Genomic DNA, 15,116 nt, shown 5'->3' with positions numbered 1-15,116 from the left:
TTCGATCGCCGCCGGACCTACCAGCGGTGGCCGGGTGGGACTCCGGTCATCCACTCGGAGATTCGGCGTGAGGTGCCGGGCGTCGTGCCGGGCGGCAGTTCGCCCGGAGGGAAGAACGCCACTTCGGCAATTTCCGGCGAGACGGACTCTTCAACCCGCCAATCGGTGACGACGAACACGACGATGTGGTCGCTGCGACGCCCATGGCGCGAGGAGTACACGCCGAGCACCTTCCGGGGAGCCTCGGCGACGACAATGCCGGTCTCCTCGCGCAGCTCTCTGGCTGCCGCCTCCGAGAGCGTCTCACGTGGCTTCACGCCGCCGCCTGGCAGGAACCAGCCGTCCCTGTAGGTGTGGCGGACCAAGCAGATCCGGCCTTTAGGGTCGACCACGAGTCCGCGCACACCGAGCGTGACCCGAGCCGGCCGCAGGCGCACCCATGCTTCGAAGAGCTGATGCAGCAGGCGGCGCGCGCCGGGCTTCGATTCGATCGTCCCCTCCACCATCTGCGGAGTTGCGGACCGTTCTCCCCTCTTGCGCCGCTTCAGGCGCCTGCGAGCCATCGAACAGCGATCAGCTTGCGCCGCCCGCCAAGCCGTCCATCGCGCGCGCCAGTGCAGCGTCCAGCTCGGTCACGCCGCCACGGTCGTGAGTGTTCAGCGCGACCTCCACTGTGCTGTACACGTTTGACCAGTTGGGGTGGTGGTTCATCTTCTCTGCCACTAGGGCCGCAGAAGTCATAAATCCGAACGCCTCCACGAAGTTCCCGAAGCGGAACGTGCGACGCAATTCAGCTCCCGACACGTCCCAGTCCCCCAACTCGGCCGCCAGTTCTGCAAGTTCGTCCTGCGACAACAGCTCTCGTGCCATTGGATCATCCTCCTCATGTTTCCCCTTGCCCAGTCAACACCAACCGGCAGGCACATCGAAAGCGCGCTATGCCGCTCGCGTCAAGGAAGATCCAGCGGCGCTCAGCCCAATTCATCGAGCGGGTCTGCCCAGGGGTCAGCAAACGGATCGTCGGCGGGTGACGGCCGCGCCCCTGCAGCGAGGGAGCTGTCGAGCCCGCCGATGGACACCGCCACGCCAGCCTTTGGTTCGTCGGGCAGGTACGGCGCGTAACCGTCTTCCTCGAGCGCGTCCGCAAGCTCGGGTCCACCAGAGTCGACGATGCGACCATCCACGATCACGTGGACTTCGTCGGGGCGGAGGTACTCGAGGACCCGGGTGAAGTGCGTGATGGCCAGGACTCCCAGGCCGGCCTCGGTGAGCGCCTCGATGCGGTTGGCGCACGCTCGCAGAGCATCGATGTCGAGGCCGCTGTCGATCTCGTCCAGGATGGCGATGCGCGGCTGCAGCACCGCCAGCTGGACCGTTTCGTTCCGCTTCTTCTCGCCGCCTGACATGTCGACGTTCAGCGGCCGCGCCACCAGCTCAGCCTTCAGCCCGACTGCGGCTGCTTCGGCCTCGAGCAATCCCCGGGTCCGCTCCAGCTGTTCGGCACCCGAGCTGTCGTAGCCGGCCCGCAATGCAAGAGCCTCGGCCAGCGCCTGGGCTGCCGAGACACCTGGCACCTCGGTCGGATGCTGCATCGCCAGGAACAGCCCGGCTTGCGCTCGCTCCCAGGGAGCCAGGCTCAAGACGTCGACTCCGTCAAAGGTGACCGAACCGGCGGTGACCTCGTAGCCGGGTCGGCCCATCACCACGTGCGCGAGCGTGCTCTTGCCCGAGCCATTGGGGCCCATGACTGCGTGCACCCGTCCCGAGGACACTTCGAGATCGACGCCTCGGAGGATCTCCTGACCGCCCGCGGACGCACACAGCCCTTCGATGCGCAGCGTGTGGGTGGAATTGGCGCTCATGGCAGCACCACCGCTACGCCTTCGCCTTGAGTGCGTATCTCGTAGACCGGCACGGGCTGGGTGGCGGGGAAGCAATTCGGCCGCCCGGTGCGCAGGTCGAAGCTCGACGAGTGCTGAGGGCATTCCAGCGCGCATTCTTCGGGCCAGACCCAGCCGTCGGCCAACGAGTAGTTCTGGTGGGTGCATCGATCGCCGATGGCATAGAAGTCGTCGCCGATGCGAGCGAGCGCGATGCGATGACCGTCGACATCGAAGCGTCGGGCTTCGCCGTCAGGGACGTCATCTCGCTGGCACAGCACCACGGTGCGGACCTCGACTGCTTCGCTCATCACGCCGTCTCCATGACGGCCGGGCTCATCACGCCGTCTCCATGACGGCCGGGCTCATCACGCCGTCTCCATGACGGCCGGGCTCATCACGCCGTCTCCATGACGGCCGGGCTCATCACGCCGTCTCCATGACGGCCGGGCTCATCACGCCGTCTCCATGACGGCCGGGCTCATCACGCCGTCTCCATGACGGCCGTGGACACCAATTCGTCGATGCGCCGACGCACCGACGCAGAGATCTGCTGCGACGGCAGCGCATTGAGGACCTCGTCGAAGAAGCCCCGCACCACGAGTGCCTCGGCCACGTCGGTCGGCACACCACGGCTCTCGAGGTAGAAGCGCTGGTCGGCGTCGACGGGACCGGTCGAGGAGGCGTGGCTGCACTGCACGTCGTTGTTCTCGATCTCGAGGTTCGGCACCGACTCGGCCCACGCATACGGCGACAGCTTCAGATTCCGGTTGGTCTGCTCGGCCACGACATGGAAGGCATCGGCCTCGATACGGATCAGCCCGGTGTAGACCACCCGGGCGTGGTCGTCGACCGCCCCCTTGAACAGCAGGTCAGAGGTGGTGTGGGGTGCCACGTGGGTCTGGAACGTGCGGAAGTCGAGCGTGGAAGTACCACGGCCGAAATACACAGCGTCGATCTCGCTGTGGCCGCCACGACCCGTCATGTCCGTGCCGATGCGGGCACGGGCATACGCGCCGCCCATCGCCACGTGCCCAATCCGCAGGTTGGCGTCCCGGCCCACGTCCGAGCAGTGGTTGACGAGCTGCCACGCGGCATCGCCGAGTTCCTGCACGGTGAGGTGGCCGAGGTGCGCACCGTCGCCGAGGCTCAGCTCGGTGAGTGGGCAGATGAGTGCAGGCGCGTCACCGCCGGTGTGGTGCTCGATAACGGTGGCCTGGCTTGTGCGCCCGGCCACAACGACGAGTCGGGGGAACCAGGCCAGCCCGTCCGCATCGGTGTGAACGTGGACGACGACCGGCGCAGCAATCACTGCCCCCGGCTCGATCCTGATCGCGACCGGCGCTGCGGACAGCGCCAGGTTCCAATCGCCGAACACATCGGGACCCTCAGGAGCCACGATCCCGATCAGATCCTCGGCGCCGTCATCGAGTGTCATCACGCTGATGCCGTCTGCCTGAACAGACACATCCACGATGGCCCCATTTGTGACGCGGATCACTGCGGCGGCATCGTCATCGACGCCCGCAACCAGACCCTCCGGACCTGCGGAACCGCCGGGCGTTCCGAAGGCGTACCGATCAGCATCGAGATCGTCGATCGGGGTGTAGCGCCAGACCTCTTCGGTGAACGACGGCATGCCGACCGCCGCCGCCCGATCCGCGGCGGCGCGACGCCGCTTGGTCAACGCGTCGGAACCGTCGAGCGCGTCGACCAGATTGGGCGTGAACACTGTTCGGAGGCTATCGGCGTATCGGCGACGGGCTCAGTTGCCCCGGCGGCGCTTCTTGCGCTGTTTCTTGCCGCTGCGACCTCGCATTTTGGCCCGGAGTCCCTTGGTTCGGGCATGCTCGGCAGCGACCTCTTCAAAGATGCGCGGACCCGCCATATTCACGATGTCTTCGGCCTCGTCCAGCAGCGCCGCGATGGAGTCGTCCTGGCCGATGCTCTCGGGTTCCTTTGCGAAATTCTGAACGCCCAGCGAACCGTGCTGCCAGCCGACATCGAGGCGCCGGGGCGAGTACGAGGGACAATCCTCCGGGCAACGCCACGGGGCTTCCGGCGCTAGGTCAAGATTGCACTTGCGCACCGTGTCGCCGTTCGGATACGTCCGGCTCTCGTAGTGTTGGCAGTTCGTCCGCATCGGCATGGCAGCTGCCTCCCTCAGCGCTGTTCAATCGCGTCGGCGAGCGCAATGGCCCGCCAGGCCTCGTCCACGTGAAGATTCTGGACCATCTTGCCGTCCACGGTTACCACCCCACGACCTTCCGCGACTGCCACTTCGAACGCTTCCATGACCCGACGGTGGAAGTCCAGCTCATCGAGGCTCGGTGAGAAGGCTTCATTGCACGGCTCGACCTGGCTGGGATGGATCAGCGTCTTGCCATCGAAACCCAAGTTTGCTCCCTGCCGGCAGACAGCGGCGAATCCGTTGGCATCGCGGATGTCGTTGTAGACGCCATCGAGGGCGCTCACGCCTGCCTCGCGGGCAGCCACCAGGCAGGTGGCCAGATGCGGCACCAGCGCGGCACGATCAGGCGTGATGGTGGCCCGCAGTTCTTTGGCGATGTCGTTGGTGCCCATCACTACGGCATCGGTTCGGTCGAAGCTGGCGATCTCGCGGGCGTTGGCAATGCCCGCCGGTGTTTCGATCATGGCCCAGATGCGAGTGGATTCGGGCGCGCCCGCTGCCTCCAGCAGGCCGGCCACCGCTGCCAGATCGGCGGCGCCTGACACCTTGGGGATGACCACCGCGGACGGTGCCGCAGCTCCGGCGGCAGCGATGTCATCACGCCCCCACGGAGTGTCGAGCCCGTTGCAGCGAATCGTCAGCTCCCGGTAGCCGTACTCGCCCGAAGATGCTGCGGCGCACGCACCCTCGCGGGCGGTCTCCTTCGCATCGGGCGCCACGGCGTCTTCGAGGTCGAATATGAGAGCGTCGGCGTCGATGCTGCGGGCCTTATCGAGCGCTCGGGCGTTCGCTGCCGGCATGTACAGCACCGAGCGCCGCGGGCGAGGGTAGGCGATGCCGGAGCTCATGAGAGTTCTCAGGCGGTCTCGAGGCCGTAGGCCGCCGCCAGTGCGGGATCGGCTGCTGCCAGATCACGAGCCAGCCCCAGCACCACCCGGCACTGCTTGACCGTGGCGTCATCTTGCATCTTGCCGTCGATCATGACTGCGCCTGTGCCGTCGCCCATCTCGGTCACGACCCGCTGCGCCCATGCCACCTCGGCGGGCTCGGGGCTGAACACGCGCTTCGCAATGTTGATCTGGCTCGGGTGCAGGCTCCACGCTCCGACGCAGCCCAGCAGGTAGGCGTTGCGGAACTGGTCTTCGCAGCCGATCGGATCGGCGATGTCGCCGAACGGTCCGTAGTAGGGAAGGATCCCGGCGGTGCCGCAGGCGTCGACCATGCGGGCCAGGGTGTAGTGCCACAGGTCTTGCTGAAACGACGTTCGAGCGTCGTCGTCAACCTCGGGCACTGGATCAGTGCGCACGAGGTACCCCGGATGGCCGCCGCCGACCCGGGTCGTCTTCATGCGTCTGTCGGCAGCGAGGTCCGCTGGCCCGAGCGACAGGCCCTGCATGCGGGGGCTCGCCAGGCAGATCGACTCCACGTTGGCCACCCCCCGGGCTGTCTCCAAGATCGCGTGCACCAGCAGCGGCCGTTCGAGCCCCACACGGGCCTCAAGCTGCGCCAGCAACCGATCCACGTAGTGGATGTCGGAGGCGCCTTCCACCTTGGGGACCATGATCACGTCGAGCTTGTCGCCGATCTCGTGACACAGCGCCCAGACGTCGTCGAGAAACCACGGCGAGTCGAGGCTGTTCACGCGCGTCCACAGCTGGGTGTGGCCCCGTTCCCAGGCCTTGCCCACCTCGATCAGCCCCGCCCGTGCGGCGTCCTTGTTGTCAGCAGACACGGCATCTTCGAGGTTGCCCAGCAGCACGTCGACGGTGGGCGCGATGTCGGGCACCTTGGCCCGCATCCGTTCATTCGACGGATCGAAGAAGTGGATCATGCGCGAGGGCCGGAACGGAACCTCGTGCAGCGGTTGGGGCGCCCCGAGCGCCAGCGGGGCAAAGAAGTCTTTTGGGCTGCGCATCAGCCGATCGATCCCTCCATCTGAAGCTCGATCAGCCGGCTCCACTCGACGGCGTACTCCATCGGCAAGGTGCGCGTCACCGGCTCGATGAAGCCATTCACGACCATGCCCATTGCCTGTTCAGCCGACAGGCCTCGACTCATCAGGTAGAAGAGCTGATCGTCGGCCACCTTGGACACCGTGGCCTCGTGGCCGATCTCGGCATCGCGTGAGCCGATCTCCTGGTACGGGTAGGTGTCCGAGCGGCTGTCCTGGTCGAGCAGCAGGGCATCGCACTGCACGTGGCTGCGGCAGCCGCTCATGCCTTCCTCGACCCGCACCAGTCCGCGGTAGGTAGTGCGCCCGCCGTCCTTGGAGATGGACTTCGAGACGATCTTCGAAGTGGTCTCGGGCGCGGCATGCACCATCTTGGCTCCGGCGTCCTGGTGCTGGCCGGCGCCGGCGTAGGCAACCGAGAGCACCTCGCCCGAGGCCTTGGGCCCCATCAGGTACACGGCTGGGTACTTCATGGTGAGGCGCGAACCGATGTTGCCGTCGATCCACTCAACGTGGGCCTCGTCGTAGGCGGCCGCTCGCTTGGTGACCAGGTTGAACACGTTGTTCGACCAGTTCTGGATGGTGGTGTAGGTGATACGTGCGCCCGGCAGCGCCACCAACTCGACGACGGCTGAATGCAGCGAGTCGGTCGTGTACACCGGGGCCGAGCAGCCCTCGATGTAGTGCACCGTGGCGCCTTCGTCGGCGATGATCAGCGTCCGCTCGAACTGGCCCATGTTCTCGGCGTTGATACGGAAGTACGCCTGCAGCGGCATCTCCACCTCGACGCCGGGCGGCACATAGATGAACGACCCGCCGGACCACACAGCCGAGTTCAACGCTGAGAACTTGTTGTCACCCGGCGGGATCAACTTGCCGAAATAACGCTGCACCATCTCGGGGTATTCCTTGACGGCGGAGTCCATGTCGCTGAACAGCACGCCCTGGGCTTCGAGGTCCTCGCGGTTGCGGTGGTAGACGACCTCAGACTCGTACTGCGCCGTGACGCCGGCGAGGTACTTGCGCTCGGCCTCGGGGATGCCCAGCTTCTCGTAGGTGTCCTTGACCGAGTCGGGCAGTTCTTCCCAGGCGTCGACCTGACCCTCGGTGGGCTTGATGTAGTAGTAGATGTCGTCGAAGTAGATCTGCGACATGTCCCCGCCCCAGTTGGGCATGGGCTTGCGCTGGAAGATCTTGTAGGAACGCAAGCGGAAGTCGAGCATCCACTTGGGCTCTTTCTTGAGCGCGGACATCTCGCGGATGATCTCTTCGTTCAAGCCCTTGCGCGGCTTGAAGACGTAGTCTTCCTCGTCGCTCCACCCCAGCTTGTACTTGCCGAGGTCGATGCCGACGGCAGCTTCGGCGGTGTCGGTCATGGGTTCAGCCTAACGCCGCTCGCCGCCGGGTCCGAGTGCACCGGTCGGCGGCAAGACTTCAGCTCAGCAGAGCGGGGGCGAGGCGGCGCCAGCCGTCGAATGCAGCCTCAGGATTTGGGGCCAGAACCTGCACGCAGACGTGGTCGGCGCCGGCATCGAAGTGAGCATCCACTCGGGCCTTGACGTCTTGCTCGGTGCCCCAGACCACGATGGCATCGACCAGCTTGTCTGACGGTCCCCCGTAGGGGCCGCCGTTGAGGTCGGCCTGGGTGAAACCCAGCCGCAGCAGGTTGTTGGCGTAGTTCGGCAAGCCCAAGTAGATGGCCATGTTCTTGCGGGCCAAGGTCCGGGCCGACTCGGCGTTGGTGTCCAGAATCGCCATCTGCTCGGGGTACAGCGCGGCGTCGGGGCCCATGGTTTCCCGGGCGACTGCAGTGTGCTCGGGCGGCACGAAGTATGGGTGGGCGCCGGCGGTTGCCGTGGCCGAAAGCTCCAGCATCTTGGGGCCCAGCGCAGCCAGCACGATCTCGGGCAGCTCCTGGGGTCCGAGCGCCAGGAAGCGGGCCTTGCCCATGCGCTCGAGGTACTCGCGCATGTAGCTCAACGGCCGGGAGTAGTCGTGCTTGCGGATGAACTGCACGAGGTGGTGGTGGCTGACACCGAGCCCCAGCAGGAATCGTCCCGGGAAGGCCTCGTCGAGGGTGCGCAGCGTGTTTGCCATCGTCATGGGATCGCGGGCGTAGATGTTGGCGATGCCTGTGGCGACCTTGATGGTGCTGGTGCCTTCGAGCAGCCGAGCGGCCGCGACGAACGGGTCACGCCCGACGGCCTCGGGGATCCAGAACGCCCCGTAGCCCAATTCCTCGGCCTCTGCGACGAATTCCACGCCCTGCGCGGACGGCAGCGCATCGAGCACGCCCGTCCAGATGCCAACACGTCCCAGGTCAATGCTTCCCATGCTCATGGGCCGTGACGCTACCGCCGCGCCATGCCTGCTAGCCGCCCGGTGCCGTTATGTGGCCATCGGCGTGGCCTGCCAAGCCTGCGACTGCCGGTGCACCTCGCGCCGCGCATAGCAGTGGCGGCGCCAAGTGGCACGTCATACGAAATAAGCTTGCTGTATGACATCACGGATGCTGAGCTTTCGAGCTGATGAGGACGACTTTGCAGCAATCCGGCAATGGTCCGAACGTCTCGGCGTCGATCGCTCGGAACTGATGCGCGACGCACTCCACCGCCATCTCGTCCGGCTGGCGTCCGAGCACGAGCCGGCAAGGTACGAGGCCGAGCCATTGACCGAGGAGGAGCTGTCGCTCGCCTTGATAGCTGACTGGGGACCGGCTGAAGACTGGTCTGATTGGATCGATGCAACGAGGTGAGGTGTGGTTCGCTGCGGTGCCGAACGGTGACCGGCCTGTCCTCGTGCTCACTCGCGATCCAGTTGCCGACCGGATCGGTTCCGTCGCCGTCGCCGCACTCACCAAAACACGCCGCGGGCTGGTATCAGAACTTGAGTTGACAGCTGCCGCCGATGGGGTGCCGACCGATTGCGTGGCGAGCTTCGACAACATCCACACCGTGAGGCGCGAAGACTTCCGTCGCTTCGTCACCAAGCTCAGCCCCGCTCGCATGGAGCAAGGCTGTCGCCGCCTCCGGGATGCAACCGGCTGCTGACGCCGAGCGGATCAGTCGATGCGGCGGAGCTCGCCCATGTAGCGGACCCTGCGGTCGAGGTAGTTCTGCACGCCCGGCAGGATCAGCGACGCCGTGTCGGGGTGCTCGCGGATCTTGGCCGGCGTGCCCACGGCGATGGTGCCCGGCGGGACCTTCATGCCGCCGGGCACAACAGCACCGGCACCAACTAACGCTCGCTCGCCGATCTCGGCATCGTGCAGCACGATCGCACCGGTGCCCACCAGCGCCTCGTCGTGCACCACGCCGCCCTCGATATGCGCGAGGTGCCCAATGGTGCAGCGCTCCCCCACTGTCGTGGACCACTCCTCGGTGACGTGCAGTACGGCGTTGTCCTGCACCGAGGTGCCAGCGCCGATCCTGATGTCGTTGTCGTCGCCGCGCAGCACCGCACCCGACCAGATCGAGGCCTCGGGACCGATCGTGACGCGACCGATGATGATCGCCTCAGGCATCACGAAGGCATCGGGATGGATGTCGGGCTCGTAGTCGCCAAGCGCGTAGATAGGCACAACGCCAAGCTAGGCGCAGCGGTGGCTGCGCACCACCCGCCACGAACGTCGGCGCGAGCCCTGTGCCCGATACGGTGCGCACTCCATGGCGCAGCCTCCTGTGGCACCGAAGCGGCCGCACATCCGGCAAGTGCACGGCACCGAAACCGACGATCTGTGGCACTGGCTGGCAGACCGCGACGACCCGATGGTGCGGGAGTACCTGGAAGCCGAGAACGTCTACACCGAGGCAGCCACCGAGCACCTGGCCGATCTGCGTGAGGCCCTCTTCGAAGAGATCAAGTCGCGAATCAAAGAGACCCACCAGTCGCTGCCGACGCCGAAGGACGAGTGGGAGTACCGGGCTCGCACTGTCGAGGGCCTCCAGTACGGCATCCACGTTCGGCGGCCCAGAGGCGGGACTGACGAGCAGGAAACCGTGCTGCTCGACGAGAACGAACTGGCCGACGGGCACGACTACTTCGCTGTCGGCGATCTGGCAGTCAGCCCCGATCATCGGCTGCTCGCCTACACCACCGACACCGACGGCGACGAGAAGTACTCGCTGACGGTCTTCGAGATCGCCAGCGGTCGCGTTCTCGATGCGCCCGGTATGCCCACAGAGGGCTGCGGGCTGGCAGACCTCAGTTACGGCTTGATCTGGGCGAACGACAACTCGACCATGTTCGTCGTGCGCACCGACGACGCCCAGCGTCCGAACCGTGTGATCCGCCATGTCGTCGGCACCAACCCCGCCGATGATGTCGAGGTCTACCGGGAGGACGACGAGCGGTTCTGGGTCGGTGTCGGAGCCTCCCGCAGCGAGCGGTACATCGGGATCGGATGCGAATCGAAGACGACCTCCGAGCATCGCCTGCTCGACGCCGATGATCCGACTTCAGCGCTGCTGCTTGTGCAGGCGCGCCGTCGAGGCATCGAATACGGCGTCGACCACCAGGGCGATCGCCTGCTCATCGTCACCAATGACGGCGCCCCCGATTTCCGCCTCATGGAAGCACCGCTCCCTTCTGGAGACGGGGACGACTCACGCCTGTGGCGGGAGCTGATCGGTGCTCGGCCTGGGATCCGCCTCGACGGCGTGGACTGCTTCGCCGACTTCGCTGTCGTCCACGAGCGCAAAGACGGACTGGTGTCGTTGCACGTCCACGACACCCGCTCCGCAGGCGAGGGGTCCCCGCTGGGCCCGGGGTCCGAGATCGAGATGCCCGAGCCCGTCTATGAGGCAGGCGGCGGCTCGAATGCCGAGTACCAGACCAAGCGTTACCGCTTCGGCTACACGTCGATGGTGACGCCTCCGTCGATCTTCGAACTGGACCTCGACAGCCGTGAGCGAGAACTGCTGGATCAGCTCCCGGTGCTGGGCGACGTCGACCTGACGGCATACCAGACCGAGCGCATCACAGCGACAGCTCCCGACGGCACCGAAGTCCCCATCAGCGTGGTGTGGAAGCCGGGCGCCATCGGTTGGCCTGCGCCGTGCGTGTTGTACGGCTATGGCGCGTACGAGATGCCGATGCCGGCGTCGTTCTCGACGGCGCGGTTGTCGCTGCTCGACCTGGGAGTTCTGTTTGCGATCGCCCATGTTCGCGGCGGCGGCGAGCTCGGCCGCCCCTGGTACGAAGGCGGCAAGCTGGCCAAGAAGTCGAACACGTTCGATGATTTTGCTGCGTGCGCTGAGCATCTCGCAGCAGCCAATTGGGCCGACCCCGCACGGATCGCTGCCCGGGGAGGCAGCGCTGGCGGATTGCTGATGGGTGCCATGGTGAACCGCCGGCCGGAGTTGTTCTGCGGCGTGGTTGCCGAAGTGCCGTTCGTGGACGTGCTGAACACGATGCTCGACCCCGACATCCCGCTCACGGTCACCGAGTACGACGAGTGGGGCGACCCCGCCGATCCGGCGGCGTTCGAGACGATTCGCTCGTACGCGCCCTACGAGAACGTGGAAGCCGTCGACCATCCGGCGCTGCTGGTGACCGCTGGGCTCAACGACCCGCGGGTCCAGTACTGGGAGCCTGCCAAGTGGATCGCCAAGCTCCGCGACACGACGACGTCGACCAAGCCGATCCTGCTGCGCACCGAGATGGGCGCCGGCCACGGCGGCCCGTCAGGTCGCTACAACGCCTGGCGTGACGAGGCATTCATTCTGGCCTTCATCTGCGACGTGCTCGACGTGGCGTAGGCGGAGCTACGGGCAACGCAGATAGGTCACGGCTTGGCGGAGGAGAGGTCGCGGATTCTCTGCGCAAATTTGCTGCCTGCAGCGGCATTTCTGCACAAAGTCCGACGCCAACCATCTCGCTGCGCAAAATTGCTGCCGGTATGCGCGGCTTCTAAGCGAGGGCCACGACGGCGAGCGCGGCGAGCACGCCGTTTCGCAACAGCGAGCCGGCGCCCACCGGCTTCGCAGACCAGCGACCGAAGCAGGCGCACACGGGTCGGTCGTCAAGCGGACGCCTCAGCACCCGCGCCAACGCCGCGCTGAAGGCCGCCAACAACGCCAGCGCCAGCCACGCGGGCCACGGCTCGGCCAGCCCTGCCGCCAAGCCCGCTCCCAACACGATCTCAATTGGAGCGATGAGCGACACCGACCAGCGGGGCGCACCCATCGCTCGGGCGGCGCCAGGCCACGAAGGATCACGCAGCTTCAGCGCCCCCGACGCCAGGAACAGCACGCCCAGCGCTACCCGGGTGACGGTGCCGATCACCTGGTCGCCCGATCACCGGGCCACGCCGCCCCGCCGTCAGGCAAAGGTGCCGTAGCCACCCTTCCAGAAGAGCAGGGGGTCCTTGGCGTCGAGCACATCGAGCTCCACGACACGTCCAACCACGATGTCGTGGTCCCCCCCGTCGTAGACCGCCTCGATGGTGCAGTCGATGTAGGCGATCGAGCCGTCGATAATCGGTGCGCCTGTCGGTCCCGGCCGCCACTCCACGTCGGCGAACTTGTCGTCGGCCCGGCTGGCCATGACGCCACAGGTGGCCATCTGGTCCTGGGCCATGATGTTCACGCAGAACGAGCCAGCCGCCCGGATGTCGGCCCATGACGTCGAGTCCTTGGTGGGCAGGAATGCCACGAGCGGCGGATCCAGCGACACCGACGTGAACGAGCCGATGGCCATGCCGACGGGACGGCCCTCGTTGTCGGCGGTCACGGCGGTCACACCGGTCGGGAAGTGCCCAAGCACGCTGCGGAAGAGCCCGGAATCGATGGTCGGCTGGTCGCTCGCGTCAGTCACGGCTGCAACCCTAGACACGCCATCGGTGCCGTTTCCCCGTCTCGATGGTGCCCGCAACACCCGGTCGGCCCCATACAGCCCTATGTAGCCTCCGGCCATGACTTCGAGCGCTGACGGGAACACGGCCAACACGGCGGCGGCGGACTTGCCACACGATGGCCTAGTGGCCGTGGTGAAGTGGGACTGCCCGACGTGCGAGCTGGTCGCGCCGGTGCTTGCAGACATCGAAGCCCGGGGTTCGCTGACCGTGTTCACCCAGGACGATCCTGCCTTCCCCGAGGCTGTCGCAGCCAAGGTGCACGACGCCGATCTCGGGTTCTCATGGCATCACGACATCGAGACCGTCCCGACGCTGATGCGCTTCGCCGACGGCGACGAGGCCGGTCGAATTGTCGGCTGGATGCGATCCGAGTGGGAGTCGTTCACCGGCCTCGACAGCTTGGGCGAAGGGCTGCCCGAATTTCACCCCGGATGCGGCTCGCTGTCGGTGGATCCAGCCCATGCTGACGCTCTCGAAACACGATTCGGCAGCTCGGGCCTGAGCGCTCGCCGCGTCGAGTTCGGCAGCCAGGAAGACATCCACGAGGCGATGTTCGATCGGGGCTGGTCGGACGGCCTGCCGCTGGTGCCCCCGACTGCCGAACGGGTTGCAGCGATGCTCGCGGGGACATCACGTGCTCCCGACGACCTGGTCGCCAACGTCGCACCGGATCTCGCCGACTGCACAGTCGAAAAGGCTGCCGTCAACGCAGTCATGGCTGGCTGCCGACCTGAGCACTTCCCGGTTGTGCTCGCAGCGCTGACTGCTGTCTGCAACGACACGTTCAACATGCACGGGATGCTGGCCACCACCATGCCCGTAGGGCCTGTGTTCATCGTCAACGGCCCCATTGCGCGCCAGATCGGCATGAACAGCGGCATCAACGTCTTCGGTCAGGGCAACCGGGCCAACAGCACCATCGGCCGGGCGGTGCAGCTGATCGTGCGAAACGTCGGCGGGGGCCGGCCCGGCGAGGTTGACCGGGCAGCGCTGGGCCAACCCGGCAAGGTGGGCTTCTGCTTCGCTGAAATCGAAGGCGGGATCGAGACTGCGCCCGGCTCCGGCGACGGCGACACCGGCAGCGGATGGGATCCGCTGTGCACAGACTTCGGCTTCGAAGCCGGAGCGAACACGGTGACGGCCTTCCCCGGCGAAGCGCCCCGCTCGGTCGTCGACCAGATGTCACGCGATCCCGAATCGCTGGCGCGCACGATGGCGGCCGCGCTGAATGCGATCCACCACCCCAAGCTCGTCCTGGGCTTCGATGCAATCCTGGCGGTGGCACCCGACCACTCCCGTGTCTTCATCAACAGCGGCTGGTCCCGCCAGCAGACGGCCCTGCGCATCAACGAGCTGACGACCCGTCCCGGCGCCGAATTGGTGCGCGGCGCGGGCGGCATCGCCGAGGGAGTCCCCGAGTTCCTGGCCGAGACGGACCTCTCCAAGTTCCGTGAGGGAGGCCTGCACCTCGTGCACTGCGGTGGCGGTGCTGGCCTGTTCTCGGCGGTCATCGGCGGTTGGGTGAACGGCGATGTGGGATCCCAACCCGTGTGTGTCGAGATCGATCCCTGGCGCTAGCAACGCCACTCGTCCCCGGGGAAGTTCGGGCCCTGGGCTACCCGCTCTTGTTCGCTACGCTCACGGACCGCTCAGGCCCTGGGCGACTACAGTCGATCGGGACGTGCCCACCGGATCCAACACAGGGGAGACCACATGAGCACTGTCGTTTTGGACCCCACCAACGAGGCGGCGCCTGCGCACCGTGAACGCGTGGCGCGGCCCGACTCGCTGGATGGCCTCACCGTCGGCCTGCTGGACATCAGCAAGCCCCGCGGCGACCGGTTTCTTAACCGGCTGGAGGAACGGCTGACCGAGCGGGGCCTACAGGTCGAGCGCTACTCCAAGCCCACGTTCACCAAGCCGGCGCCGGTCGACCTGCGCCACGAGATCGCCACCCAATGCGACGTGGTGATCGAAGCGCTAGCCGATTGAGGCAGTTGCACGTCGTGCAGTGTGCACGACATCGCTGATCTGGAACGCCGCGGCATTCCGTCCGTCTTCGTCGCCACCGTCCAATTCGTCGACGGTGCCGAGGTGCAGGGCAAGGCCCTCGGCTTCGACCCTGCTGCGGTATGGGTGGAGCATCCCATCCAGGACCGCACCGACGACGAGATGGTCGCCATTGCCGACAAGGCCTTCGACGAGTTGATCGAGCAACTTGTCGCTTCGTGAGCGACA

The 15,116-nt window shown here is 66.3% G+C and carries 18 protein-coding genes; 5 read left to right on the top strand and 13 right to left on the bottom strand.

Features of this window, described 5'->3' with window-relative positions; all coding sequences use genetic code 11:
- Window positions 1-17 precede the first annotated feature (17 nt).
- From ACOQPH_RS01840 to ACOQPH_RS01795, 10 genes are all read right to left on the bottom strand, one after another.
- Window positions 18-506: an NUDIX domain-containing protein gene (locus ACOQPH_RS01840; protein WP_420446659.1), complete on the bottom strand. Its 489-nt coding sequence runs from the start codon at window positions 504-506 to the stop codon at window positions 18-20.
- A 67-nt stretch (window positions 507-573) separates the two neighbouring features.
- Window positions 574-870, bottom strand: coding sequence for a 4a-hydroxytetrahydrobiopterin dehydratase (locus tag ACOQPH_RS01835; protein WP_420623058.1), 297 nt, complete (start codon window positions 868-870; stop codon window positions 574-576).
- A gap of 101 nt (window positions 871-971) precedes the next feature.
- Window positions 972-1,862, bottom strand: a complete 891-nt coding sequence (gene sufC / locus ACOQPH_RS01830) for a Fe-S cluster assembly ATPase SufC (protein WP_420623057.1) — start codon at window positions 1,860-1,862, stop codon at window positions 972-974.
- On the bottom strand, window positions 1,859-2,191 hold the full coding sequence (locus tag ACOQPH_RS01825) for a non-heme iron oxygenase ferredoxin subunit (RefSeq protein WP_420623056.1): 333 nt from the start codon (window positions 2,189-2,191) through the stop codon (window positions 1,859-1,861). The genes sufC and ACOQPH_RS01825 overlap by 4 nt, the downstream gene beginning before the upstream one ends.
- A gap of 173 nt (window positions 2,192-2,364) precedes the next feature.
- Complete coding sequence (gene sufD, locus ACOQPH_RS01820; protein WP_420623055.1) at window positions 2,365-3,612, bottom strand: Fe-S cluster assembly protein SufD; 1,248 nt, start codon at window positions 3,610-3,612, stop codon at window positions 2,365-2,367.
- Window positions 3,613-3,645: 33 nt separating this feature from the next.
- Window positions 3,646-4,029, bottom strand: a complete 384-nt coding sequence (locus tag ACOQPH_RS01815; protein WP_420623054.1) for a hypothetical protein — start codon at window positions 4,027-4,029, stop codon at window positions 3,646-3,648.
- 14 nt (window positions 4,030-4,043) lie between these two features.
- Window positions 4,044-4,919, bottom strand: coding sequence for an HpcH/HpaI aldolase/citrate lyase family protein (locus ACOQPH_RS01810; RefSeq protein ID WP_420623053.1), 876 nt, complete (start codon window positions 4,917-4,919; stop codon window positions 4,044-4,046).
- Window positions 4,920-4,927: 8 nt separating this feature from the next.
- Window positions 4,928-5,986, bottom strand: a complete 1,059-nt coding sequence (locus tag ACOQPH_RS01805) for an HpcH/HpaI aldolase/citrate lyase family protein (protein WP_420623052.1) — start codon at window positions 5,984-5,986, stop codon at window positions 4,928-4,930.
- A complete protein-coding gene (gene sufB, locus ACOQPH_RS01800) occupies window positions 5,986-7,398 on the bottom strand; it encodes a Fe-S cluster assembly protein SufB (protein ID WP_420623051.1) in 1,413 nt (470 codons plus the stop codon). The genes ACOQPH_RS01805 and sufB overlap by 1 nt, the downstream gene beginning before the upstream one ends.
- 58 nt (window positions 7,399-7,456) lie before the next feature.
- Window positions 7,457-8,362, bottom strand: a complete 906-nt coding sequence (locus tag ACOQPH_RS01795) for an LLM class F420-dependent oxidoreductase (RefSeq protein ID WP_420623050.1) — start codon at window positions 8,360-8,362, stop codon at window positions 7,457-7,459.
- 169 nt (window positions 8,363-8,531) lie between these two features.
- Here ACOQPH_RS01795 and ACOQPH_RS01790 point away from each other — a divergent pair, with 169 nt between their 5' ends.
- On the top strand, window positions 8,532-8,777 hold the full coding sequence (locus tag ACOQPH_RS01790; protein ID WP_420624291.1) for a ribbon-helix-helix protein, CopG family: 246 nt from the start codon (window positions 8,532-8,534) through the stop codon (window positions 8,775-8,777).
- Window positions 8,764-9,072, top strand: coding sequence for a type II toxin-antitoxin system PemK/MazF family toxin (locus ACOQPH_RS01785; RefSeq protein ID WP_420623049.1), 309 nt, complete (start codon window positions 8,764-8,766; stop codon window positions 9,070-9,072). Before ACOQPH_RS01790 ends, ACOQPH_RS01785 begins: the two co-directional genes overlap by 14 nt.
- A gap of 11 nt (window positions 9,073-9,083) precedes the next feature.
- Here the strand turns inward: ACOQPH_RS01785 and ACOQPH_RS01780 are convergent, their stop codons facing one another.
- Window positions 9,084-9,602, bottom strand: a complete 519-nt coding sequence (locus ACOQPH_RS01780; RefSeq protein WP_420623048.1) for a gamma carbonic anhydrase family protein — start codon at window positions 9,600-9,602, stop codon at window positions 9,084-9,086.
- Between the two features lie 85 nt (window positions 9,603-9,687).
- On the opposite strand from ACOQPH_RS01780, the gene ACOQPH_RS01775 reads away from it, so the two are divergent.
- Entirely contained in the window at window positions 9,688-11,781 is a 2,094-nt protein-coding gene (locus ACOQPH_RS01775) for a S9 family peptidase (protein ID WP_420623047.1), read from the top strand.
- Between the two features lie 151 nt (window positions 11,782-11,932).
- Here ACOQPH_RS01775 and ACOQPH_RS01770 read toward each other — a convergent pair whose 3' ends face one another.
- Both ACOQPH_RS01770 and ACOQPH_RS01765 read right to left on the bottom strand, forming a co-directional pair.
- Window positions 11,933-12,307, bottom strand: a complete 375-nt coding sequence (locus ACOQPH_RS01770; RefSeq protein ID WP_420623046.1) for a MauE/DoxX family redox-associated membrane protein — start codon at window positions 12,305-12,307, stop codon at window positions 11,933-11,935.
- Between the two features lie 36 nt (window positions 12,308-12,343).
- Window positions 12,344-12,838: a flavin reductase family protein gene (locus ACOQPH_RS01765; protein ID WP_420623045.1), complete on the bottom strand. Its 495-nt coding sequence runs from the start codon at window positions 12,836-12,838 to the stop codon at window positions 12,344-12,346.
- Window positions 12,839-12,935: 97 nt separating this feature from the next.
- On the opposite strand from ACOQPH_RS01765, the gene ACOQPH_RS01760 reads away from it, so the two are divergent.
- Both ACOQPH_RS01760 and ACOQPH_RS01755 read left to right on the top strand, forming a co-directional pair.
- A complete protein-coding gene (locus ACOQPH_RS01760; protein WP_420623044.1) occupies window positions 12,936-14,456 on the top strand; it encodes a thioredoxin family protein in 1,521 nt (506 codons plus the stop codon).
- 135 nt (window positions 14,457-14,591) lie between these two features.
- Complete coding sequence (locus ACOQPH_RS01755; protein ID WP_420623043.1) at window positions 14,592-15,110, top strand: UGSC family (seleno)protein; 519 nt, start codon at window positions 14,592-14,594, stop codon at window positions 15,108-15,110.
- Window positions 15,111-15,116: the final 6 nt, after the last annotated feature.

The organism is Candidatus Poriferisodalis sp. (genome assembly GCF_965221945.1).
GTDB lineage: Bacteria > Actinomycetota > Acidimicrobiia > Acidimicrobiales > Poriferisodalaceae > Poriferisodalis.
Note: the sequence above shows the minus strand (reverse complement) of the source record. Positions and strands in the feature narration are given on the sequence as shown.

Coding starts and splice junctions, on each gene's coding strand:
- ACOQPH_RS01810 (WP_420623053.1), bottom strand. CDS start 4,919: ATGAGCTCCGGCATCGCCTACCCTCGCCCGCGGCGCTCGGTGCTGTAC.
- ACOQPH_RS01825 (WP_420623056.1), bottom strand. CDS start 2,191: ATGAGCGAAGCAGTCGAGGTCCGCACCGTGGTGCTGTGCCAGCGAGAT.
- ACOQPH_RS01775 (WP_420623047.1), top strand. CDS start 9,688: ATGGCGCAGCCTCCTGTGGCACCGAAGCGGCCGCACATCCGGCAAGTG.
- ACOQPH_RS01795 (WP_420623050.1), bottom strand. CDS start 8,362: ATGAGCATGGGAAGCATTGACCTGGGACGTGTTGGCATCTGGACGGGC.
- ACOQPH_RS01790 (WP_420624291.1), top strand. CDS start 8,532: ATGCTGAGCTTTCGAGCTGATGAGGACGACTTTGCAGCAATCCGGCAA.
- ACOQPH_RS01815 (WP_420623054.1), bottom strand. CDS start 4,029: ATGCCGATGCGGACGAACTGCCAACACTACGAGAGCCGGACGTATCCG.
- sufC (WP_420623057.1), bottom strand. CDS start 1,862: ATGAGCGCCAATTCCACCCACACGCTGCGCATCGAAGGGCTGTGTGCG.
- sufB (WP_420623051.1), bottom strand. CDS start 7,398: ATGACCGACACCGCCGAAGCTGCCGTCGGCATCGACCTCGGCAAGTAC.
- ACOQPH_RS01760 (WP_420623044.1), top strand. CDS start 12,936: ATGACTTCGAGCGCTGACGGGAACACGGCCAACACGGCGGCGGCGGAC.
- ACOQPH_RS01835 (WP_420623058.1), bottom strand. CDS start 870: ATGGCACGAGAGCTGTTGTCGCAGGACGAACTTGCAGAACTGGCGGCC.
- ACOQPH_RS01805 (WP_420623052.1), bottom strand. CDS start 5,986: ATGCGCAGCCCAAAAGACTTCTTTGCCCCGCTGGCGCTCGGGGCGCCC.
- ACOQPH_RS01840 (WP_420446659.1), bottom strand. CDS start 506: ATGGTGGAGGGGACGATCGAATCGAAGCCCGGCGCGCGCCGCCTGCTG.
- ACOQPH_RS01785 (WP_420623049.1), top strand. CDS start 8,764: ATGCAACGAGGTGAGGTGTGGTTCGCTGCGGTGCCGAACGGTGACCGG.